Annotated in this window: 16 protein-coding genes; 6 read left to right on the top strand and 10 right to left on the bottom strand. The window is 74.7% G+C overall.

Annotated elements, in window-relative coordinates; translation table 11 throughout:
- Positions 1 to 4 precede the first annotated feature (4 nt).
- A complete protein-coding gene (locus tag AL2_RS20000) occupies positions 5 to 1,534 on the top strand; it encodes a cellulase family glycosylhydrolase (protein WP_067635580.1) in 1,530 nt (509 codons plus the stop codon).
- Between the two features lies 1 nt (position 1,535).
- Positions 1,536 to 3,524: a glycoside hydrolase family 44 protein gene (locus tag AL2_RS19995; RefSeq protein WP_083946703.1), complete on the top strand. Its 1,989-nt coding sequence runs from the start codon at positions 1,536 to 1,538 to the stop codon at positions 3,522 to 3,524.
- A 61-nt stretch (positions 3,525 to 3,585) separates the two neighbouring features.
- On the opposite strand, the gene AL2_RS19990 is transcribed toward AL2_RS19995, so the two are convergent.
- The 3 genes from AL2_RS19990 to AL2_RS19980 are packed head-to-tail and all read right to left on the bottom strand — an operon-like array spanning position 3,586 to position 6,052.
- Positions 3,586 to 4,584 carry a cation diffusion facilitator family transporter gene (locus AL2_RS19990; protein ID WP_067635578.1) on the bottom strand — a complete coding sequence of 333 codons (999 nt, stop codon included), beginning with the start codon at positions 4,582 to 4,584 and terminating at the stop codon, positions 3,586 to 3,588.
- Positions 4,581 to 4,982: an ArsR/SmtB family transcription factor gene (locus tag AL2_RS19985; protein ID WP_067635576.1), complete on the bottom strand. Its 402-nt coding sequence runs from the start codon at positions 4,980 to 4,982 to the stop codon at positions 4,581 to 4,583. The genes AL2_RS19990 and AL2_RS19985 overlap by 4 nt, the downstream gene beginning before the upstream one ends.
- A gap of 26 nt (positions 4,983 to 5,008) precedes the next feature.
- Complete coding sequence (locus AL2_RS19980) at positions 5,009 to 6,052, bottom strand: DUF6777 domain-containing protein (RefSeq protein ID WP_067635574.1); 1,044 nt, start codon at positions 6,050 to 6,052, stop codon at positions 5,009 to 5,011.
- A 101-nt stretch (positions 6,053 to 6,153) separates the two neighbouring features.
- Between AL2_RS19980 and AL2_RS19975 the strand changes: the two genes are divergently transcribed.
- Positions 6,154 to 7,902: a serine/threonine-protein kinase gene (locus AL2_RS19975; protein WP_067635572.1), complete on the top strand. Its 1,749-nt coding sequence runs from the start codon at positions 6,154 to 6,156 to the stop codon at positions 7,900 to 7,902.
- Positions 7,903 to 7,973: 71 nt separating this feature from the next.
- Here the strand turns inward: AL2_RS19975 and AL2_RS19970 are convergent, their stop codons facing one another.
- The 6 genes from AL2_RS19970 to AL2_RS19945 form a co-directional block, all read right to left on the bottom strand.
- Complete coding sequence (locus AL2_RS19970; RefSeq protein WP_067635570.1) at positions 7,974 to 9,146, bottom strand: VWA domain-containing protein; 1,173 nt, start codon at positions 9,144 to 9,146, stop codon at positions 7,974 to 7,976.
- An 87-nt stretch (positions 9,147 to 9,233) separates the two neighbouring features.
- Entirely contained in the window at positions 9,234 to 11,462 is a 2,229-nt protein-coding gene (locus AL2_RS19965; RefSeq protein WP_245666754.1) for a DUF5682 family protein, read from the bottom strand.
- Entirely contained in the window at positions 11,459 to 12,544 is a 1,086-nt protein-coding gene (locus AL2_RS19960; protein WP_067635568.1) for an ATP-binding protein, read from the bottom strand. Before AL2_RS19960 ends, AL2_RS19965 begins: the two co-directional genes overlap by 4 nt.
- The gene (locus AL2_RS19955) at positions 12,541 to 14,058 is read right to left on the bottom strand and encodes a DUF5691 domain-containing protein (RefSeq protein WP_083946701.1); all 1,518 of its coding nucleotides are present in this window, start codon (positions 14,056 to 14,058) and stop codon (positions 12,541 to 12,543) included. Before AL2_RS19955 ends, AL2_RS19960 begins: the two co-directional genes overlap by 4 nt.
- Positions 14,055 to 15,365 (bottom strand): SWIM zinc finger family protein, encoded by a 1,311-nt coding sequence (locus AL2_RS19950; RefSeq protein ID WP_067635566.1) that lies wholly within the window; start codon positions 15,363 to 15,365, stop codon positions 14,055 to 14,057. The genes AL2_RS19955 and AL2_RS19950 overlap by 4 nt, the downstream gene beginning before the upstream one ends.
- A gap of 43 nt (positions 15,366 to 15,408) precedes the next feature.
- Complete coding sequence (locus tag AL2_RS19945) at positions 15,409 to 16,134, bottom strand: M50 family metallopeptidase (protein WP_157438268.1); 726 nt, start codon at positions 16,132 to 16,134, stop codon at positions 15,409 to 15,411.
- A gap of 189 nt (positions 16,135 to 16,323) precedes the next feature.
- Here AL2_RS19945 and AL2_RS19940 point away from each other — a divergent pair, with 189 nt between their 5' ends.
- The 3 genes from AL2_RS19940 to AL2_RS19930 are packed head-to-tail and all read left to right on the top strand — an operon-like array spanning position 16,324 to position 20,680.
- On the top strand, positions 16,324 to 17,307 hold the full coding sequence (locus AL2_RS19940; RefSeq protein ID WP_245666752.1) for an AAA family ATPase: 984 nt from the start codon (positions 16,324 to 16,326) through the stop codon (positions 17,305 to 17,307).
- 14 nt (positions 17,308 to 17,321) lie between these two features.
- Entirely contained in the window at positions 17,322 to 18,443 is a 1,122-nt protein-coding gene (locus AL2_RS19935) for a DUF58 domain-containing protein (protein WP_067635564.1), read from the top strand.
- A complete protein-coding gene (locus AL2_RS19930; protein WP_157438257.1) occupies positions 18,440 to 20,680 on the top strand; it encodes a transglutaminase TgpA family protein in 2,241 nt (746 codons plus the stop codon). Before AL2_RS19935 ends, AL2_RS19930 begins: the two co-directional genes overlap by 4 nt.
- Here AL2_RS19930 and AL2_RS19925 read toward each other — a convergent pair.
- Positions 20,661 to 21,299, bottom strand: coding sequence for a hypothetical protein (locus AL2_RS19925; protein WP_067635560.1), 639 nt, complete (start codon positions 21,297 to 21,299; stop codon positions 20,661 to 20,663). The two genes, AL2_RS19930 and AL2_RS19925, sit on opposite strands and share 20 nt — an antisense overlap.
- Positions 21,300 to 21,309 lie beyond the last annotated feature (10 nt).

Here is a 21,309-nt window from a genome sequence, read left to right as displayed (position 1 = left end):
ACTCATGACCGGGTCATACGGAACAAGGCGCATCCTTCTGATCATCATGGCGGCGCTGCTGGCGCTGGTGTTCGTCCCCGCCGCGCCGCCCCGGGCGCACGCGGCGGCCGGCACCGGGTACTGGCACACCGACGGCCGCCAGCTGGTCGACTCGAACGGGCAGCCGGTGCGGATGACGGGCATCAACTGGTTCGGCGCCGAGACGTCCAACTACTCCCCGCACGGCCTATGGACGCGCGGCTACAAGGACATGCTCGACCAGATGAAGGGCCTGAAGTACAACACGCTCAGGCTCCCGTACACCAACCAGCTGTTCGACTCCGGCAGCGCGCCGAACAGCATCGACTACTCCAAGAACCCCGACCTGCAGGGCCTGAGCGGGCTCCAGATCCTCGACAAGGTCATCGCCTACGCGGGGCAGATCGGGCTCAAGGTCGTCCTCGACCGGCACCGCCCCGACGCGGGCGGCCAGTCGGCGCTCTGGTACACCGACGCCTACCCCGAATCGCGCTGGATCTCCGACTGGGAGATGCTCGCCCGGCACTACGCGGGCAACACCACCGTCATCGGCGCCGACCTGCACAACGAGCCGCACTCCCCGGCCTGCTGGGGCTGCGGCGTCCAGGCGACGGACTGGCGGCTCGCCGCCGAACGGGCCGGCAACGCGATCCTCGCCGTCAACTCCAACTGGCTGATCATCGTCGAGGGCGTCAACGACCACGACGGCGACAACTACTGGTGGGGCGGCAACCTGCAGGGCGCGGCGCAGTACCCGGTGCGGCTGAATGTCGCGAACCGGCTCGTCTACTCGGCGCACGACTACGCCACGTCCGTGTACCCGCAGCCGTGGTTCGACGACCCGAGCTTCCCGGACAACCTCGCCGCGATCTGGGACAAGAACTGGGGCTACCTCTACAAGAACAACGTGGCCCCCGTCCTGCTCGGCGAGTTCGGGACGACCCTGACCGACCCGCGCGACCAGGCCTGGCTGCGGACGCTGATGGCCTACCTCGGCAAGGGGGCGAGCGGGATCTCCTTCACGTTCTGGTCGTGGAACCCCAACTCCGGTGACACCGGCGGCATCCTGAACGGCGACTGGACGACCGTCAACACCGCGAAGCAGGCCTACCTCGACCCGTACCTGCTCGGCGCCTTCGACGCCGGCGGCGGCGACCCCGGCGACGGCGACCCGGGCGGCGGCGACCCGGGCACCCCGGGCGTCTCCTGCAAGGTCGTCTACACGGTGCAGAACAGCTGGCAGGGCGGCTTCACCGCGCAGGTCACCATCACCAACAGCGGCTCGGAGGCGCTGGACGGCTGGACGCTCGGGTTCGCCTTCCCCGGCGACCAGAAGGTCACCCAGGGCTGGAGCGCGACCTGGTCGCAGTCCGGCGCCGACGTGACCGCGAAGAGCATGGCCTGGAACGGCGCCATCGCGCCCGGCGCGTCGCAGACGATCGGGTTCCAGGCGACCGGCTCGCCGTCCGGCGCCCCTGCCGGGTTCGACCTCGACGACCAGCCCTGCGAGGCCTGACATGGCCCGCGGAGCACTGCTCGCCGCGGTCCTCGCCGCCGCGCTGCTGCCGTGGGCGACCCCCGCGGCGCAGGCGGCGGAGGGACCGGCGCTGAGCGTCGACCCGTCCGCGTCCCGGCACGCGATCAGCCCGTACATCTACGGGATGAACTTCGCCGGCGAGGACCTCGCCAAGGAGCTGCGGCTCCCCGTCCGGCGGTGGGGCGGCAACGCGACCACCCGCTACAACTACCTGTACGACGAGACGAACCGGGGCTCGGACTGGTACTTCGAGAACGTGCCGGGCCCGGCCCCCGACCCGGACGCGCTCCCGGACGGGTCCGAGACCGACCAGTTCACCGAGCAGGACCGCCGGACCGGCACCGGCACGATCCTGACCGTCCCGCTGATCGGCTGGACGCCGAAGGGCCGCGACTACACGTGCGGCTTCGGCATCGAGAAGTACGGCCCGCAGGAGAAGGCCGACACCGAGTGGCGCCCGGACTGCGGCAACGGCGTCAAGCCGGACGGCACGAACGTCACCGGCAACGACCCGGCCGACACCAGCGTGCCCGCCGGGCCCGAGTACGTCACCGACTGGCTGGCGCACCTGACCGGCAAGTACGGCAAGGCCGCGGACGGTGGCGTCCAGTTCTACAACCTGGACAACGAGCCCGATCTCTGGCACGCGACCCACCGGGACGTCCACCCGAAGGGCGCGGGCTACGACGAGATGCGCGACCAGACGTACGCGATCGCGTCCGCCGTGAAGGCCGCCGACCCGGGCGCCAAGACGCTCGGCCCGGTCGGCTGGGGCTTCCAGTCGCTGACGATGTCGGGCCTGGACAAGCAGACGTGCGACGCCGAGGGCGGCGACTGCTGGTCCGACCCGCCGGACCGGGCCGCGCACGGCGGCACGCCCTTCGCCGCCTGGTACCTCCAGCAGATGCGGGCGTACGAGCAGGAGCACGGCACCCGCGTCCTCGACTACTTCGACGAGCACCTGTACCCGCAGCAGAGCGGGGTGGCGTTCGGCGAGGCCGGCGACGCCGCGACGCAGGAGCTCCGGCTGCGCTCCACCCGGCAGCTCTGGGACCCCACGTACACGGACGAGAGCTGGATCAACCAGCCGATCCAGTACATCCCGCGCATGCGGCAGCTGGTGGACGAGAACTACCCCGGCACCAAGCTCGCGATCACCGAGTACAACTGGGGTGCGCTCAACCACATCAACGGCGCGGTCGCCCAGGCGGACGTCCTCGGCATCTTCGGGCGTGAGGGGCTCGATCTCGCCACGCTGTGGTCGCCGCCGAGCGCATCCGACCCCGGCGCGTACGCCTTCCGCATGTACCTGGACTACGACGGTGCCGGGGCGAAGTTCGGTGACACGTCCGTCAGCGCGACGAGCGCCGATCAGGAGAAGCTCGCCGTGTACGCGGCGCGGCGCTCGTCCGACCGGGCGCTCACGCTGATGATCGTGAACAAGTCGCTCACCGACGACCTGACCAGCACGGTCTCGATCGCCGGCCGGTCGGGCTCCGCCGCCGGGCACGTCTACCGGTACAGCGGCGCCGACCTGGCGTCGATCGCCAAGGCGCCGGACGTGGCCGTCGGCCCGGACGGGTTCACCTCGACGTTCCCCGCGTCCTCGATCACGCTGGTCGAGATCCCGGCGGACGACGGGCCGGCCGCGCCGGTGTGCAAGGTCGGCTACACGGTCCAGAGCCAGTGGGGGAGCGGGTTCACCGCCCAGGTCACGGTCGCCAACACCGGCACCTCGCCCGTCTCCGGCTGGACGCTGGGCTTCGCCTTCGCCGCCGACCAGCGCGTCACCCACGGCTGGAGCGCGGCCTGGGCGCAGGACGGCGCGCACGTCACCGCCCGCAACCTGGACTGGAACCGCGCTCTCCCGCCCGGAGGCTCGATCACGATCGGCTTCAACGGGTCGAGCGGCGGAACGAACCCGTCCCCGTCCGCCTTCACCCTGAACGGCGCCCCCTGCAAGACCTGACAGGCGACGTGCGGTGGGCCGCCCCTCCTTGATCGGGGCGACCCACCACACGCGCGAGAGGTCAGTGGTCGCAGGGGGAGCTGCCCGCGTGATCGTGGGGCTCACCGGCCTCCGCCACATGGCGGGGGCCGTGCGCGTCCTCGCAGTGGACGTGCGAGCCTTCCGACGGCTCGTCCACGTGGTCGACCTCCAGCGTCGTGTGCGTGATCCCGTACGCGTCGCGCAGCAGCTCCTGGAGATCGCGGCGGACGGCGTGGCAGTCGCCCTGCGTGTCCACGAGCACGTGCGCCGACAGCGCAGGATAGCCGGAGCCGACCTCCCACACGTGCAGGTCGTGGACCTCCTCCACGCACGGGCGGCGGGCGAGCCGGGAACCCAGCTCGGACGGGTCGAGGCCCGCCGGCGCCGCCTCCATGAGCACCCGCCCCGCGTCCCGCAGCAGCCCGTACCCGGCCTTCACCATCAGCGCCGCCACCACCAGCGAGGCGACCGCGTCCGCGCGGGACAGGCCGGTCGTCCAGACGACGAGGCCCGCGACCGCGGTCGCGATGAACGCGAACAGGTCGTTGAGGATGTGCTGGAACGCGCCCTCGACGTTGAGGCTGCTCCGGTCGGCCCTGCTGATCAGGTAGGTCGCCGCGACGTTGACGGCGATGCCGGCGAGGGCCGTCCAGAACACGAACTGGCCCTCGACGGGCGGCGGGTCGATCAGCCGGCGGACGCCCTCGTAGACGAAGTACGCCGCGAGCAGGATCAGCGTCAGCCCGTTCAGCTGCGCGGAGAGGATCTCGGCGCGGCGCAGGCCGAACGTGTAGCCGCCCTTCGGCGGGCGCGCGGCGATGCGCATCGCGACCAGCGCCAGCGCGATCGCGAACGCGTCGGTCATCATGTGCGCCGCGTCGGAGATCAGCGCCAGCGACCCGGAGATCAGCCCGACGACCACCTCGCCGGCCATGAAGGCGAGGATCAGCGCCAGCGCGCCGGCGAGCAGCCGCCGGTCGGCCCCCGCCGAGATCCCGTGCCCGTGCCCGTGCCCTGCGCCGTGGCCGTCCGCGCTCACGTGCCCTCCTCTCCGTGGCCGACGTGCGTGAGGGCGAGGTCGAGCAGCATCCGGACGTGCGAGTCGTCCAGCCGGTAGTAGGCCATCCGGCCGGCCCGGCGGACCCGGACGACGCGGTTGGCGCGCAGCAGCCGCAGCGCGTGCGAGACCGCCGACTCCGAGTGCCCGCACGACGCGGCGATGTCGCACACGCACATCTCGCCCCCTTCGAGCAGCGCGGTGATCACCCGCAGCCGCCCGGGGTCGGACAGCAGCCCGAACACCTGCGCCAGCTCCGCGATGGTCTCCGCGCCCGGCATGGCGGCGGAGACGATGGCGACCTTCGCGGGATCGACCACCCGGACGGCGCACGCCTCGGCGGGCGCGCCGGCCGGCGCGACATCTGACTGACTGCTCATATGAGCAAATGTAGCGTACGACCGGCTCAGGAGATCGCCGGGGCCGGCTCCTCGGACGGCGGCAGCGAGATCGGGGTCCGCGGCTCCTCCTCCGGCGGCGCCATCCCGCCGGTGCCCGTACCCGGGTCGCCGTCCGTCACGCCCGGTGACTGGGGCGAGGTTCCGGGATCGGGGGACTCCGCGCCCGGCGACTCGGCTCCCGGGCTCGCGGGAGACTCCAGGCCCGGCGACTCCGGCGCCGGCGACTCCACGCCGGGCGAGTCCAGGCCGGAGTCCGACGGCGACGGCGAGTCGTCCGCGGTGACGTCCGTCTCCGTGGGCGGCAGCGCGGCCGGCGGCCCGTCCGACTCGCCCTCGGTCGCGCGGGGGCGCTCGAACCCCATCGTCGCCCCCGGATCGACGAGGACGAACGTGACGATCGTGCCCTTCCGGGAATCCCGCGGCTGGATCTTCGTCACATTCCGCTGCTCGAATCCCGGCCAGGACCGGCCAGTGTAGGACGCGTTCCCGGGGGAGATCTTTTTCTCCGGCCGGGTCAGCGGATTACCGCAATTGCACTTCACCACGGGCACACCGTAACCATTGACCAGAACGCCCATTCCGGCCTGCAGGACGGCGGGCGCGCTCGTCGCCCTCCCGTCGCGGTAGCCGTGGTTCGTCACCAGCGTGTCGGTGCGCAGCAGCACCGGCGTCAGCCGCGACACGTAGCGCGGGATGTCGCTCACCGGGATGCCCTGGACGCCGGCCCACGCCCGCGCCTTGTCCGGATTGGCCTGCAGGAAAGCGATGATCTTCTGTTGGTCGCAGGTCGACGCCTGCCGCGTCCCGCCGTAGAGGCCGGGCGAGTCGCCGTCCTTCGTCCCGCCGGCCTGGGGCCGCTCCTTGACGTCCATCTTGTCGGTGTTCGCCATGAGCGTGTACGGGTCGGGCCCCGGCGACCCCACGGTCAGCCGGGTGATGGTCGCGCCCGCGTCCCCGCAGCCGGCCAGCGTGCCCGCCGTCAGCGCCAGTACCGCGACCGCCCCCGCGACGGCCCGGTGCCGGGCAATTGGCGAATGGATCTCTAGCATGCGTCTACTCCCGCTCCGGGCTCGCCGAACCTATACTCTTTGATGCCGCACGGAGCGGTTTTGTGCGCGGCGGAATGCCGAGTTTTTCACGGGGGTGCGAAATGGCGGGCCCGGCTCCCCTCGACGCCGCCGATCCGACCCGGCTCGGCGACTGGGAGCTGCTCGGCCGCCTCGGCACCGGCGGCCAGGGCATGGTCTACCTCGGCCGCCCCGCCGGCCCCGGCCCCGGCCCGGCGCGCGTCGCGGTCAAACTCCTCCACGCCCAGCTGCTGGGCGACGCCAACGCGCGCGAGCGCTTCGTCCGCGAGCTCGCCCTGCTCCAGCGCGTCGCCGGGTTCTGCACGGCCCAGATGCTCGCCGCCGACATGGCCGGCGACCGCCCCTACATCGTCAGCGAGTACGTCCCGGGCCCCTCCCTCCGCGCCCTCGTCCAGGAGGAGGGCCCCCGGACCGGCGCCGACCTGGACCGCCTGGCGATCAGTTCGGTGACGGCCCTCTCCGCGATCCACCGCGCGAACGTCGCGCACCGCGACTTCAAGCCGCAGAACGTCCTCATGGGGCCGGACGGCCCGCGCGTGATCGACTTTGGCATCGCCCGCGCGTTCGACGCCGGCACGACCTTGACCAGCCAGGTCGTCGGCACCCCCGCCTACATGGCGCCCGAGCAGTTCGCCGGCCGGGCCGGCCCCGCCGCCGACCTGTTCGCCTGGGCGGGCACCCTGCTGTTCGCCGCCACCGGCCGCGACCCGTTCGCCGGCGGCCCGCTCCCCGCCGTCATGTACAAGATCATGCACGAGACCCCGGACCTCCGTCCCCTCCCACCCCAGCTGGCCGAGGTGGCCGCCGCCTGCCTGGCCAAGGACCCGGCGGCCCGCCCCACCTCCGAGGAAGTCCTCCTCTGGCTGCTGGGCCACCGCACCCCCCGAACCCTCACCGCCCCGCACCCCGCCACGCCCCAAGACCTCCGCACAGCGCCCTACACCGGCGCGGCCCCCTACCCCGGCTCGGGTACGGGATCCGCTCCCGGCACGCCGTCCGACCCGAGCGCGCCGCCGGACCGCGCCTGGAACGCGGGCGCGGCCCTTGACCGGGCACCCGTCCGCGCCACGCCGCCCCATCCGGGCACGGGGTCCGATCCTGGCGCGGGGTCCGATCCTGGCGCGGGCGAGGCTCCCGGCACGCGGCCCAGTCCGGCCGCTGGATCCGATGCCGGTACGGCGTTCGATCCGAGCGTGCCGCCGGAGCACGCCTGGGGCGCGAGCCGGACGCCCGAGGCGGCGTTCACCCCCGGTGCGGGGCGAGATCCGGGCACGGTGCCCTACCCGGGCGGGCCACCCGATTCCGGAGCGGTGCCCGGCTCCGGCCCGGCGACCGAGTCGAGCGCGCCGCCGGATCGCGGCTGGAGCGGGCCCGGCGGTTCCGGCCAGACCCCGCAACCGGCCGGTGCGGCGTCGTGGGGTCCGGCGGGTGCGGGACGGTTGCGGCGGGGGCCCGCCGTCGTCAGCGGGCTGCTCCTCGCCGGGTTTCTCGCCGCCTTGGACGTCGCCGCTCTTGCGATCCTGATCGCGCGGCCGTCCCTGTCCGAGGGGCATCGCGGGGACGCGCTGCCCGTGGTGGCGTCCTCGTTCGCCATCGTCGCCGTAGTCACGCTGGTCGCGGTGATCCTCGCGTGGCGCGGCTCGCGCACCGCCGCGTGGACGGTGATGGCCGCGCGCGTCGTCCGCGTCGCCATGTGGGGCGCCTGGGGCGCGCTCGTGGAGGTTCAGGCGGGCGCGCTGGCCGGGCACGCCGCCGTCACCGCCGTCGTGGTGGTCCTGCTGGCCAGGGGCCTGTCCCGCTCGTCCCGCTGAGGCGTCCCCCGCTCGGAGGGCACGCCGTCGTCACCGTCCTCGTCGTCGTGTTGGTGCGGGGTTCGTCCCGGTCATGGCGTGCGCCGCTCGGACCACTCCTTGAGGTCGCGGCGCTCGATCGCGGCGGCCATCAGCTCGGGGAACGCGTCCGGCGTGCACGCGAACGCGGGGACGCCCATCGCGGCCAGCGCCGCCGCGTTGTCGTGGTCGTAGGCGGGCGCGCCCTCGTCCGACAGGGCGAGCAGCACCACCGCCTGCGCGCCCGCGGCCGTGAGGGCCCCCACCCGGCGCAGCATCTCGTCGCGGATGCCGCCTTCGTAGAGGTCGCTGATCAGCACCATGATCGTGTCGTTGGGACGGGTCACCAGGCCCTGGCAGTAGGCGATGGCGCGGTTGATGTCGGTGCCGCCGCCGAGCTGCGTGCCGAACAGCACCTCGACCGGGTCGTGGAGCTGGTCGGTGAGGTCGACGACGCTGGTGTCGAACACGACCAGCGAGGTCCGCAGCGACCGCATCGAGGCGAGCACCGCCCCGAACACGCTCGCGTACACCACCGACGCCGCCATCGACCCGCTCTGGTCGATGGCAAGGACCACGTCCCGCTTGACGGCCTGCTGCCGCCGCCCGTACCCGATCAGCCGCTCCGGGACGAGGGTGCCGTGCTCGGGCAGGTAGTGCCGCAGGTTCGCGCGGATCGTCCGCTCCCAGTCGACGTCGGCGAGCCGCCTGGGGCGCAGCACCCGCGCCGACCGGTCGAGCGCCCCGCCGACCGCCGACCGCGTCTTCTGCGCGAGCCGCCGCTCCAGATCGCGGACGACCTTGCGCACCACCGCCCGCGCCGACTCGCGGGCCCGGTCCGGCATCACGCGGTTCAGCGACAGCAGCGTCCCCACGAGGTGCACGTCGGGTTCGACGGCGTCCAGCATCTCGGGTTCGAGCAGCAGCCGGGTGAGGTCGAGCCGCTCGATCGCGTCCTTCTGCATCACCTGCACGACGCTGGACGGGAAGTACTCGCGGATGTCGCCGAGCCACCGCGCCACCGAGGGCGCCGAGTCCCCGAGACCGGCACTGCGCCGCCCCGGCCGCGACCGCCCCTCGCCGGAGCCGCCGCCGTAGAGCTTCTCCAGGGCCCCGTCCATCCGGACGTCGTCCCCGGTGAGCGACACCCCGGTCCCGTCGGCGCGCTCACCTCCGAGCACGAGCCGCCACCGACGCAGCCGATCGTCCACACCGTCACCGTCCACACCGGCTCCTCTCGTTCATCCGCCCGACCCGTCCCGCAGGCCGCTCGTCCGGCCGCCTTCCGGTGGTGCCGCGCGTGGGGATCATGGTCATGAGGTCGGCCAGCCGAGGATCTGGAGGGCGGTGGCCGCGGCGGGAGCCGCGCGGGTCTCGTCGAGGTCCTCGTCCGGTGCGGGCGGCGGGCCCTCGCGGGGGGAGGCGGGGCGGCGGAGCCGGTCGCCGATGGCGCGGCGCTCGGCGGCCGGGTAGGCGCCGAAGGTGCGGCGGAGGAGGGGCAGGACGTCGGTGAAGGAGCCGGCGGGCAGGCCCGCGATCCAGGCGTCGACGAGGCGGAGGAGGGGCTCGTCGTGCAGGAGGAGCAGTGCGCCGCCCGACAGGAAGCCCTCGACCCAGGCGGCGGCGCGGTCCGGGGCGGCGCCGGCGGAGACCGCGCGCGCCATCCGCGCGGGGACGTCGCCGAGCCGGCCGGCGTCGAGGAGGAGGCGGGTGAGGCGGCCCTCGATGAGGCCGTGCAGGGCGTCCGGGCGGGTGAGGAGGTTCTCCAGGGTGCTGCGCCAGCGTTCGAGGTGGTCGTCGTCGGCGAGCAGGGAGAGGGCGCCGTGGACGGCGTCGACGTGGGCGAGGAACTCGCGCGCGGCGTCGTCGTCCAGGCCGGTGACCGCGGGCGGGAGGCCGACGCAGACGCGCACGACCAGGCCGTCGACGACCGTGCGGAGCGGGCCGGTGGAGGTGCCGCGGACGTCGCCGTAGCGGAGGGCGCGGACGAGGGCGGGCATCGCCGACATCAGTTGCGCGACGTCGGTGTCGACGGCGGCGCGGTCGGCCAGGGCGCGCATGACCGCGGGGAGCGCGTCGCCGAGGTCGGCGAGGAGGCAGCGTTCGGCCACGGACGTCAGGTCGGCGAGCGCGGCGGCGTGGGCGGCGAGGGCTTCGGCGCGGGCCGTCGCCGCGCCGCGGACGGTGGTCCCCCACGCGCTGGCCTCGATCAGCTCGACGTCGAACTCGGGGCGCCAGGTGAGCGTCCAGGTCTCGCGGAACGTGCCCTTGGAGCGACCGGTGTCGGCGGGGACGCCCCAGTCGACGTCCAGGAGCCGGAGGCGGTGCAGGAGGCGGCTACGTTCCAAGTCGGTGGGTTTGCGCAGGTCCAGGTCGTGTTCCTTGTCGAGCGCGGACGGCTTGAGCCGCAGGCGGCGCTGCTCGGCCTGGAGGTCGCGCTGGAGCGGCACCATGGGGGTTCGCTCGGGGACGGCGCCGAGCCGCTCGCCGACGACCATGCGTTTCTGGATCAGCTCGACGGGCAGGTCGGCGCCCTCGCACAGCACCGCCCGGGTCGCCTCGGTCACCTCGTCCAGCCCGGCGAGGGGGCGCCCGCGCAGCGCGGCGAGGGCCTCGGCGAGCCGGACCGCCTCGATGACGTGCGCGGACGAGACGTGCAGGTCCTCGTCGCGCAGGACGCGGGCGGCGGCCGTCAGCCAGCGCTCGATCGGACGGTCCCGGGCCGCGAACAGGTGGTGGTACCAGCCGGGGGAGCGGACGCCCGCGCCGTAGCCGGAGTGCCCCGCGAGGCGGCCGTGCGTCCACGGGACCCACGTCATGGCGACCTTGGTCCTCGGCAGCCCGCGCAGCGTCCGGTCGTCGTGGGCCGCCGGAACCTTGGCCCGCAGGGCGGGCACGTGCCACGCGCCGCAGACGACCGCGACCCGCTCGTGGCCCTCCTTGAGCGTGCGGCGCAGCGTCCGCCGCATGTGGGCCTCGCGCTGCTCCTCCCGCTGCCGGTGGCCGGTGGGGGCCTCCTCCGCTAGTTGCGTCCGCAGCTCCGTCATGGCCTCCGCGATCGCCGGGAACGGGGACGGGCCGCCGCCGCGGTGCTCGACCACGTCGTCCCACCAGCGTTCGGCGTCGTCGTAGCCGGCGGCCTTCGCCAGCCAGCCCAGCGGGTCCAGCCGGATCCCCTCGTCCGGCGGCTCCTCCGCGGAGGGGACGAGCTGGTTCGCCGCCGGCAGGTCGCAGAACCGGACCGGGACGCCGGCGGCCAGCCCGTACCGGATCGCCTGCCATTCCGGGCTGAACTCGGCGAACGGCCAGAACGCGGCCTTGCGGCCGCCCTCCCCGGAGGCAGGGTCCGGGGCGGGGGAGTAGGCGAGCAGCGCGACCGGCGGCACCATCCCGGCGTCGCCGGCGAGCTCCACGATCGGGTCGGCGTCGGGCGGGCCCTCGATCAGCACCGCGTCCGGCTTGAACTCCTCCAGGGCGCCGCGCAGCGCCCGCGCCGAGCCGGGCCCGTGGTGGCGGATCCCGTAGACCTCGACGTGGCTCAAGACACCTCCCGGCAGGCGCGGTAGAAGTCGCGCCACTCCGGGCGGTCGCGGACGACGGCCTCCAGGTACTCCTGCCACACGACGCGGTCGGACACCGGGTCCTGCACGACGGCGCCGACGATGCCGCCCGCGACGTCGGCGGCGCGCAGCACCCCGTCGCCGAAGTGCGCGGCGAGCGCCAGCCCGCTGGTGATCACCGAGATGGCCTCGGCGGTGCTGAGCGTCCCGCTCGGCGACTTCAGCTTCGTGCGCCCGTCGGCGGTGGCGCCGGAGCGCAGCTCGCGGAACACCGTGACGACGCGGCGGATCTCCTCCAGCCCCGCCGGGGACTCCGGCAGCTCGAGCCCCGCGCCGATCTGGTCGACGCGGCGGGCGACGATGCCGACCTCGTCCTCGGCGGTCTCCGGCAGCGGCAGCACGACCGTGTTGAACCGGCGGCGCAGCGCGCTGGACAGCTCGTTGACGCCCCGGTCGCGGTCGTTCGCGGTCGCGATGACCGTGAAGCCCTTCCGCGCCTGGACCTCGGTGTTCAGCTCGGGGACCGGCAGCGTCTTCTCCGACAGCACCGTGATGAGCGTGTCCTGGACGTCGGACGGCATCCGGGTCAGCTCCTCGATGCGGGCGACCTGGCCGCGCCGCATCGCCCGCATGAGCGGGCTCTCCACCAGCGCCTTCTCCGACGGTCCCTCCGCGAGCAGCCGCGCGTAGTTCCACCCGTAGCGGATGGCCTCCTCCGCCGTGCCCGCCGTCCCCTGCACGAGCAGCGTCGAGTCGCCGCTGACGGCGGCGGCGAGATGTTCCGACACCCATGTCTTCGCCGTCCCGGGGACGCCGAGCAGCAGCAGCGCCCGGTCGGTCGCGAGGGTCGCCACCGCGACCTCCATCAGCCGGCGCGGGCCGACGTACTTCGGGCTGATCGCCGTCCCGTCCGGCAGTTCGCCGCCGAGCAGGTACGTGGTGACGGCCCACGGCGACAGCCGCCAGCCGGGCGGCCGGGACCGGTCGTCGTGCTCGGCCAGCCGCGCCAGCTCGCCCGCGTACTCCTGCTCGGCGTGCGGACGCAGTACCGCGTTCTCGGTCAAGGGGTCAGCTCCTTCAGCATGTCAGCGCGGAAGCGCAGGGTGGCGATCAGCTCGGTGACGGCGCGCGGCGCGGCGTCGCCCGGCCCGGTCACCGGGTCGAGGCGGGACGCGGCGGCCGGGTCCAGCCGCTGGTCGGCGAGCCGGCACAGCTGGGTGATCAGGTGCTCGTCGCGCCGCGTGGGACGTTCGGCGGACACGGTCAGCGTCGCGACCACCGCCGCCGCGAGCGGCCCCGTCCACGGCCCGGGGACCCGTTCGAGGACGCGCAGCAGATCCGGCTGCCCCTCCACCCAGCGGATCAGGTCGGCCGCCGCCGCGTCGCGCTCGCCCCCGGGCAGGACGGACAGCAGGTCGGCGAGCGCCTCCGGCTCGTCCACCATGACGCCGCCCTTGAGCAGCGCCCGCGCCCACACGCCGTCGCGCTGCGCGAGCGCGGCCTTGGCCCACCCGATGTGGACGTCCCGCCCGTCCGACTCCGACACCGGGAGACAGACGATCTCCATGGGCGGCAGCGCGAAAAGCTCCGTCCAGGCGGACAGGGGGGTGCGGGCGAGGATCTCGCGCAGCCACGCCGCGCGCGTCCCCACCGGCCCGCCCCCGCCGCGCGGCGCGAACGACCCGCTGGGGTGGAAGGGGATGCCGTCACGGGCCATCTCCTCATCGTGGGCGTGCGGCGGATCCACCTTGATCCACGTCTGCCGCCGCCCCCGCACGGTGCGGATCTCCGGCGCCAGGCAGCCGCGGGCGCGCGCCGCCATCCGCGCCCCGTAGGCGGAGCCGGGCATGCGGGCGAGCAGATCGGACGCCAGCTGCCGGACGTCCTTCCCCCGATCCTCCAGGGCCGCCTCGAGGAACTCCTCGTCGTCCTGCGACAGCCCATGCTCGAACGTCGCGATGAAGGCGGCACGGTCGGGCGCGGACTCCTTGCCCCACGTCTCCCGCAGCAGCGCCCGCGCGCGCTCGGGGTCGGTGTTCCGCAGCCTGGTCAGGTAGGCCACTCGCCGGTTGCGCGTCCCGGTCTCCCACACCTCGGGGCCGCCGCCCGGATCGTCGCCGGAGCCGACCAGATACGCCCAGTCGGTGTTCTGCAGGGCCAGCCACACGCCGCGCCGCCCGGACGCCCGCGCGATCGACGCCCGCAGCATCCGGTCGCCGCGACCGCGTTCCAGCAGGTCGGGCAGCGCCTGCGCGGGCACCCGGAACCCGCGCTCCGCCGCCGCGTCCAGCCACTCGGGCAGCACCCGGATCTGCTCCCCGCTCAAGATCCGCCGCAGCCGCGCCGCCGCCGCCCGCGGCACCACCGGCGCGTCCTCGACCGGGGCGAGCGCCACCGGCTCGGGCGCCGCGTCCGGCGGCATCAGCCCCGCCCGCCGCCGGACGGCCAGCAGCGCCGCCTGGTCGAGCAGCCGCCCCGCCCGGTCGCCGGTCTCGCCGGGGGCCTCCGGCAGGGCGGGCGGATCCCGCCGCTCGGTGCCGAGCAGCGCGGCGCTGACATGCTCCTTCCACGCGCTCACAGGACCACCGTCCCCTCGTCGCCATGCCAGGCCGCCAGCGGGCGCAGGCCGCGCGGGCTCCACTCCCCGGACAGTGTGACCGGACCTCCTCCCGACAGCGCGAGCAGCCGCCACGGATCGCCCGTCCGGAGCGGCAGCGCGTCTGCGGCCTCGTCGACCACGGAGAGGCCGCCCCCCTCCGCCCGCGCCAGCCGGACGTTCACCAGCGTCGCCGGCCAGCGATCCAGCCAGGGATCACGCGCCAGCGCCGCCGCGTGCCCGTCCAGGAACTCCTGGACGGACGTCCCGTCCGGTGTGCCCGGCTGGGCGGCTCCGTACCGGTCGGCGACCAGCGCCCGCAACGGCTGCGACCCCGGATAGAACGCCAGCTCGGCATCGATCTCCGTGCCCACCAGCAACGACGCGTCCAGCGACGTCCCCGGCGCCGCGAAGGACAGCACCAGCGCCGGACGCCCCGTCCGCCGCCCCCGCAGCCACACCCGCCGCGTGGTCAGCAGGTCCTGCGCGGTGTCACGCGAACCGATCACCCACCACAGGTCCCGGACGCGCTCCCCGCCCGACAGGACCTCCTCCTGCGGCACGGTGAACCCCACCCGCGACCGGACGGTGTCGCGCAACGCCTCCGGCAGCTCGTCCCGCCGCTGATGAGCCCGGACGAGCAGCCGCAGCAGCGCGTACTCCTCCAGCAGCCGGCCCGGCCACCCGGGCCGGCGCGGGATCGCGGCGAGCCCCCGCACCTGCCCGGCGAGCGCGCCCGCCTGCGCGTCGACGAGCCGCCGCGCCGCGTCGTCCCACAGCCGGTAGGGCGCCTTCTCCGCCTGCGCCAGCCCGTGCGCGACCTGGTCGCGCAGCCACTGGTCGAGCTCGGCGAGCCCGTCCCCGACCCGCTGCTCCCGCCGCTCCACGGTCTTCGGATCACGGGCCCTGCCTCCCGCCGGGCCCGCCGAAGACGCCCGCCGCTCCGCCGCCCGATCGGCCCGCGCCCGCCGCTCCTCGACCCACTCGGCGGCCCACCCGGGCCGGGGCCCGCCGTCCACCGCCCCGTCCGACCAGAGGAGAAGCAGCCCAAGGGCGTGCTTGCAAGGGAACTTCCGGCTGGGACACGTGCACCGGAACGCGGGCTCGGTCAGATCGGCGCACGTCCGGTACACCGACCTGCCGCTGCCCTGGCACTCACCCCAGACGGCCTCGTCGTCGCACCCGGTGCCGCCCCACTTCCCCGGCTTGGCGACCCCGCCGGCGGCCTTCGCGGCCGCCGCGTCGGGCGCCAGCCCGAGCACCTGCTCCCGAGCCCATCGATCGCTCACACAGCCGAAACTATCGGCGCCCTACGACATTGCGAGCACCCGGTCAGAAGCCCGGCGGGGTGGGGAGGGCGGGGACGGAGAAGTCGGGGACGAGAAGGGCGCCGCCGGCGAGGAGGGCCAGCAGGGCCGTGGCGGCGAACAGGCCGACCCAGGCGAGGCCGGGGACGCCGGTGAGGTGGGCGAGCTGGTCGGCGTCGGAGCTCGGCGCCATGTGCCGGGTGCGCATCCGCTGCAGCTCGATCACCGGGCGGGTCGCGGCGAGCAGCAGGAACCAGGCGGCGAGGTAGGCGAACCCGGCCTGGACGACGGCGCTGCCCAGCCAGGACACCGCGAAGATGATCGCGCCGGTGGCGATCACCGAGAGCGCGCCGTAGGCGTTGCGGATCATCACGAGCATCGCCGCGAGCAGCGCGAGGGAGAACCACAGCATCAGCGTGATGCGGCCCGCGGCGAGGAGCAGCGCGAAGAGCAGGCCGAGCAGCGGCGGCGTGATGTACCCGGCCAGCGCCGTGAAGATCATGCCGGGGCCGTGCGGCTTGCCGCGCGACACCGTCACCCCGGACGTGTCGGAGTGCAGTTTGATGCCGTCCAGCTTGCGGCCGGTCAGCAGCGCGATCAGCGCGTGCCCGCCCTCGTGCGCGATCGTGACGGTGTTGCGGGCGATCCGCCAGGTGGGGCCGTGCAGCACCGAGCCGAGCGCGATGAGACCGACGAGGCCGACCAGCCAGAGCGGCGGGTCCGGCTGCGAACCCGTCAAGCGGTTCCACATGTCGGCGATGCTTACGTCTTCCACGTCCACCTCGGAGTCGTCGTCGCGATGCCCAACAGTAGGACGCCGGGGATAACGTTCGCGTTCGGTTCGTCCTGGATCCGGGCGATGTTCGGGGATCTTGCAGTCTCCCACCCGTTTTGCCGTTAGTGTGCCTTCGCGTCGGCAGGTGGACGGGGGTCCGGGCGGATGACCGAGAACGCGGCGATGGACGCGGAGGCGCTCGCCGGGCGGTTCGCGCGGCTGTTCGCGGCACTGGCGGAGAACGTCGAGCGGATCGTGCGCGGCAAGCGGGACAGGATCGAGCTGGCGCTGATCTGCCTGCTCGCGGAGGGGCACCTGCTCGTCGAGGACGTCCCCGGCGTGGGGAAGACCACGCTGGCGCGGGCGATGGCGGCGTCCGTGGAGGCGAAGTGGACGCGGATCCAGTTCACCCCCGACCTGCTGCCGAGCGACATCACCGGCGTCTCGATCTTCAACCAGGGGACGAACGCGTTCGAGTTCCATCCCGGCCCGATCTTCGCCAATCTCGCGGTCGCCGACGAGATCAACCGGGGCTCGCCGAAGACGCAGTCGGCGCTGCTGGAGGTCATGGAGGAGCGCCGGGTGACGGTGGAGGGCGTCCCGCACCCGGTGCCGCGCCCGTTCATGGTGATCGCCACCCAGAACCCGGTGGACATGGACGGCACGTATCCGCTGCCGGAGGCGCAGCTCGACCGGTTCCTCATGCGGATCTCGATGGGCTATCCCGACCACCAGGCCGAGGTGGCGCTGCTCGCGGGCGGGCCGACCGGCGCGGCGCTCGACCGGCTGCCGCCGGTGCTCGGCGGGGAGGACCTCGCCCGCGCGATCGAGTTCGCGCAGCGGCTGCACGTCGCGGGGCCGCTGCACGACTACCTGGTGCGGGTCGTCGCGGCCACCCGCGAGCATCCCGAGCTGCGGCTCGGCGCGAGCCCCCGGGCCGGGATCGCGCTGCTGCGCGCGGCGCGGGTGCGGGCCGCGGCGGCCGGGCGCTCCTACCTCGTCCCCGAGGACGTGAAGGCGCTCGCCGTGCCGGTGATCGCGCACCGGCTGCTCGTGACGCCGGAGGCCGAGCTGCGCGGACGGACCGGCGCCGACGTGGTCGGCGACGTCCTGCGGAACGTGCCGACCCCGCAGGCCGCCGGTGTCTGAGCGGCGGGCGTGACGTGCTGACGCCGCTCGGATGGGGGACGGCCGCCGTCTCGGTGCCGCTCTACGCGGCCGGCTGGTGGCTCGGCTACCCGGAGCCCGCGGCGCTCGCGGTGGCCGGGCTCGCGGCGGTCGCGGGCGCGCTGCTGTGGACGCTGCCGAAGCCGCGGCTGGACGTCGGCCGGGAGATCGCGCCGGCGAAGGTCGAGCGCGGGGAACCGGCCGTCGGCGTCCTGCACGTGGCCAACCGGGGGCGCGCGGTCCGGGGGCTCAGCGCGCGGGACGCGGCCGGGTCCGCGGACGTGGCGGTCGCCATCCCGCGCCTGCGCCCGGGAGGCAGGCGCACCGTGACGTACACGCTGCCGACCGGGCGGCGCGGGGAGATCCCGGTGGGCCCGCTGCGGCTCGTGCGGGCCGATCCGCTGCGGCTGGCCCGCCGGGTCCGGGAGTACGGCGAGCCGCGGGTGCTGCTCGTCCGGCCGCGGACGGTGCGGCTGCCGGTGCTGCCGTCCGGCCGCGCCCACCACCTGGAGGGGCCGACGAGCGACCGGTCGCCGGCGGGGACGGCGACGTTCCACGCGCTCCGCGAGTACGTGATCGGGGACGAGCTGCGCCACATCCACTGGAAGTCGTCGGCCCGCACCGGGACGCTGATGGTCCGCCGCCTCGTGGACGCGAGCCTCCCGACGACGACCGTCGTGCTGGAGGCGCGGGCGGCGGCGTGGCCGGAACCCGGCGCCTTCGAGCTGGCCGTGGACGCGGCGGCGTCCGTGGCCGCCGGGGCGGCGTCGGCCGGCTTCCCGGTCCGGTTGCTCACCGGCGGCGGCCCGCTGGCCGCCACCCGCGGCGGCCCCGGCGACCTGGAGACCCTGCTCGACGCGCTCACCTCGGTCGGGACGGACGAGGGACGGCGGCCGGCCGTGGACGCGGTGCGGAGCGTGCGCGCGGGCGGCTCCCTCGTCGTCGTCACGACCGGCGATGCCGAGATGGGGCCGATCACGTCCGTGCGGGCCCGGTTCGACCGGGTGGTGGTGCTGCGCGTCAGGCCGGCCGGGGCGGCGTCCGCGCCGCCCGGCGTCCAGGTGATCGACGTCGGAGACCTGGACGGGCTGGCGGAGTCGTGGCGGCGGGCTCGATGACCCGGTACGCCTCGCTCGCCGTGACGGCCTGCCTGGCCGCCGTCGCCGGCCTGTCCTTCCAGCGCGTCTTCGGGCTCGGGCCCGTCATCCCGGTCGCCGCCGTCGCGGCGGCCGTCCCGACGGCGGTGGCCGGGCTGCTGTCGGGCCCGCGCAGGAAGGGGCCGTGGCCGCTGTGGATCTCGCTCGTGCTGACCGTGCTCGCCTGGGCCGGGACGGTGTCGGTCACCGTCCTCCGCCCCGCCCTCGGCGCCGGGACGCTGCCGCAGACGCTGCGTGAGGGCGTGCTCAGCTCGTGGAAGGCGATCCTGACCACGCTGCTGCCCGCGCCCGCCGAGCCGGAGTTCCTCGTCCTGGTCAGCGTGGTGGTGTGGCTCGCGGCGTTCGCGTCCGCCGAACTCGCCCTCCGGACGCCGCTGCGCGCGGCCCCGGCCGTCCCGGCGCTCGGCGTGTGGGCGGTGGCGCTGCTGCTCGGCGTGGACGGCCCCGGATCGAACATGCCGCTCGCCGCGGCGACGGCCGTGCTCATCGCCGTGCTCGTCCTCGTCCGCGCCGACGGCCCCGACGCGGGGGTCGCCTGGAGACCGCTCGCGGCGGGGGTGCCGGCCGCCGCCGTCCTCGGGGCGCTGGCGTTCGCCGCGGGCCCCTTCGTGCCCGTCAGCGCCGCGCCCTACGACCCGCGCGAGCAGGTGCGGGCGCCGGCGCCGCAGCAGCGCGACGGGGTCAGCCCGCTCGACCGCGTCGGAGGCTGGCTGCTGAGCCCCGGCCAGGTCATGTTCACCGTGGGCCCGGGCGGGACCGCGGCCGAGCGGCTCGCCGTCCTGGCCGAGTTCGACGGCGTGACCTGGTCGTCCACCGCCCGGTTCGTGCCGACTGGGAGCCGCGTGCCCGAGGGGCCGAAGCCGGACCGGAGCCATGAGATCGCCCAGCGCGTGACGATCCGCGAGCTGACCGGCGTGTGGGTCCCGGCGCCCGACCGGCCCCGGCAGGTGGACGGGCTCCCCGTCCTCGTCGATCCCGGCAGCGGCGCCCTCGCCGCCGCGCGGCCCCTCCGCGCGGGCCAGACCTACCGCGTCGACTCCGCCGTGCCCGAGTGGACGGCGGACGACCTGGCCGGCGCGGGCGTCGCCACCGACGCCGAGGCGAAGGCCGCGCGGCGGCTCCCGTGGGGGCCGGGCGCGACGAGACCGCCCGTGCAGGTCGCGGAGTTCCGCCGGTTCGCGCAGGCGGCGACCCCGGGCGCGCGGACGCCCCTCCAGAAGGCCGCGATGCTCGCCGACTACCTCAAGGTCTACGCCAAGTACGACGTGACCGCGCCGCCCGGGCACGGCTACCGGCAGATCGACTACTTCCTCGGCCAGGGCAGGCGCGGCACGCCCGAGCACTTCGCCACCGCCTACGCCCTGCTCGCCCGGACGCTCGGGCTCCCGTCCCGCGTCGTCGTGGGGTTCGAGGGCGGGCAGCGCGTGGGCGGCACCGTCCAGGTCCGTTCCGGGGACGTGATGGTGTGGCCCGAGATCAAGTTCGACCGCCTCGGCTGGATCCGCTTCAACCCGCTCCCGGACAGCGCACGCCCGTCCAAGAACAACCAGGGCGTCGCCGCAGGGGAGACCGAGCAGAAGCTGGAGCAGGCGCAGAAGAGCGCAGCCTCCCAGCAGCGCGACCAGGGACCGGCCAAGACGACGCGGCAGGAGGCGCGGAAACCGGCCCCCGCCGACGGTTCGCCCACGCCGTGGTGGGTGTTCACCTCAATCGGCCTGGGCGCGCTCGTCGTCGGCTACCTGTGCGCCGTTCTCCTCGCCCCCGCCTTGCGCCGACGACGGCGCCGGACGGGCACGCCCGCCGCCCGCATCACCGGAGCCTGGCACCAGGCGCTCGACCACCTCGCGGACGTCGGCCTGTCCACGGCCCGGACGCTGACCGCGCACGAGGTCGCGCATTTCGGCGCGTCCCGCATCGGCGACGCCGCCCGCGGCCACCTGGATCCGCTCGCCGACCTGGTCAACCGCAGCCGCTTCGCCGCGTCCCGCCCGGACCCGCGCGACGCCGACCGGGCCTGGCACCACGCCGACGAGCTGGGACGGCTCGTCACCGCCGAGGCCGGCCGCCTCCGCCGGCTCCGCCGCCGCCTCCATCCGAGATCCCTGAGACGCCGCGCGGTCAGGACACCGGCGGTCAAGGCACCGGCGGTCAAGGCACCGGCCGTCAAGGCACCGGCCGTCAAGGCACCGGCACGCTGACCGAGATCTCGCCGCCCAGCACGGCGCCCGTCTCCAGCTCCAGGTCGTCGCCGCTCCAGAACCGGCCGGGGTCGAACCAGTTCGGGCGGCGGCCCTTCGGCAGCAGCCCCATCGCCTGGTACGTCACCGCGACGATCTCCGCGCAGAACGCCGTCTCCAGATCCATGGCCCGCTCGGCCGGACGCCGGATGGGCACCCTGCCCCGCAGCCACCGCGTCGCCAGCTTCGACGTGGACGGGAACGGGGTGCCGTCCAGCCGGGCCACCGTGCGCAGCGCCGCGTCCTCCATCGCGGGGGAGGGCGGCGGATCGAGCTGCCGCAGCCATGCCCGCTGCCCGTACCGGTTGCCCCAGGCGAGGACGGCGTCGCGCAGGTCGTGCAGTTGCGCGCCGCGGTGGTGCCCGCCCGTCCACATGTCGCGCAGCGAGCGGCCCAGCTCGGCATGCCACATCAGCGGCGGCAGGTCGTCGAGGACCACCGCCATGCCGACGTGGTTGACGGGGCTGTTCGTCGTCATCTGGATCGCGCGGTCGGCGACCGTCCGGCCGCGGAACAGCCACACGTCCCCGGTGCGGGTCAGCTCGGCGGCCTCGTCGAGGGAGATGCTCGTACCCGGCATGATCGCTACG

Source organism: Actinomadura latina NBRC 106108 (genome assembly GCF_001552195.1).
Classification (GTDB): domain Bacteria; phylum Actinomycetota; class Actinomycetes; order Streptosporangiales; family Streptosporangiaceae; genus Spirillospora; species Spirillospora latina.
This window is presented reverse-complemented; position numbering and strand designations above follow the sequence as displayed.

Coding starts and splice junctions, on each gene's coding strand:
- AL2_RS19930 (WP_157438257.1), top strand. CDS start 18,440: ATGACCCGGTACGCCTCGCTCGCCGTGACGGCCTGCCTGGCCGCCGTC.
- AL2_RS19980 (WP_067635574.1), bottom strand. CDS start 6,052: ATGCTAGAGATCCATTCGCCAATTGCCCGGCACCGGGCCGTCGCGGGG.
- AL2_RS19975 (WP_067635572.1), top strand. CDS start 6,154: ATGGCGGGCCCGGCTCCCCTCGACGCCGCCGATCCGACCCGGCTCGGC.
- AL2_RS19940 (WP_245666752.1), top strand. CDS start 16,324: ATGACCGAGAACGCGGCGATGGACGCGGAGGCGCTCGCCGGGCGGTTC.
- AL2_RS19985 (WP_067635576.1), bottom strand. CDS start 4,982: ATGAGCAGTCAGTCAGATGTCGCGCCGGCCGGCGCGCCCGCCGAGGCG.
- AL2_RS19995 (WP_083946703.1), top strand. CDS start 1,536: ATGGCCCGCGGAGCACTGCTCGCCGCGGTCCTCGCCGCCGCGCTGCTG.
- AL2_RS19925 (WP_067635560.1), bottom strand. CDS start 21,299: ATGCCGGGTACGAGCATCTCCCTCGACGAGGCCGCCGAGCTGACCCGC.
- AL2_RS19945 (WP_157438268.1), bottom strand. CDS start 16,134: ATGTGGAACCGCTTGACGGGTTCGCAGCCGGACCCGCCGCTCTGGCTG.
- AL2_RS20000 (WP_067635580.1), top strand. CDS start 5: ATGACCGGGTCATACGGAACAAGGCGCATCCTTCTGATCATCATGGCG.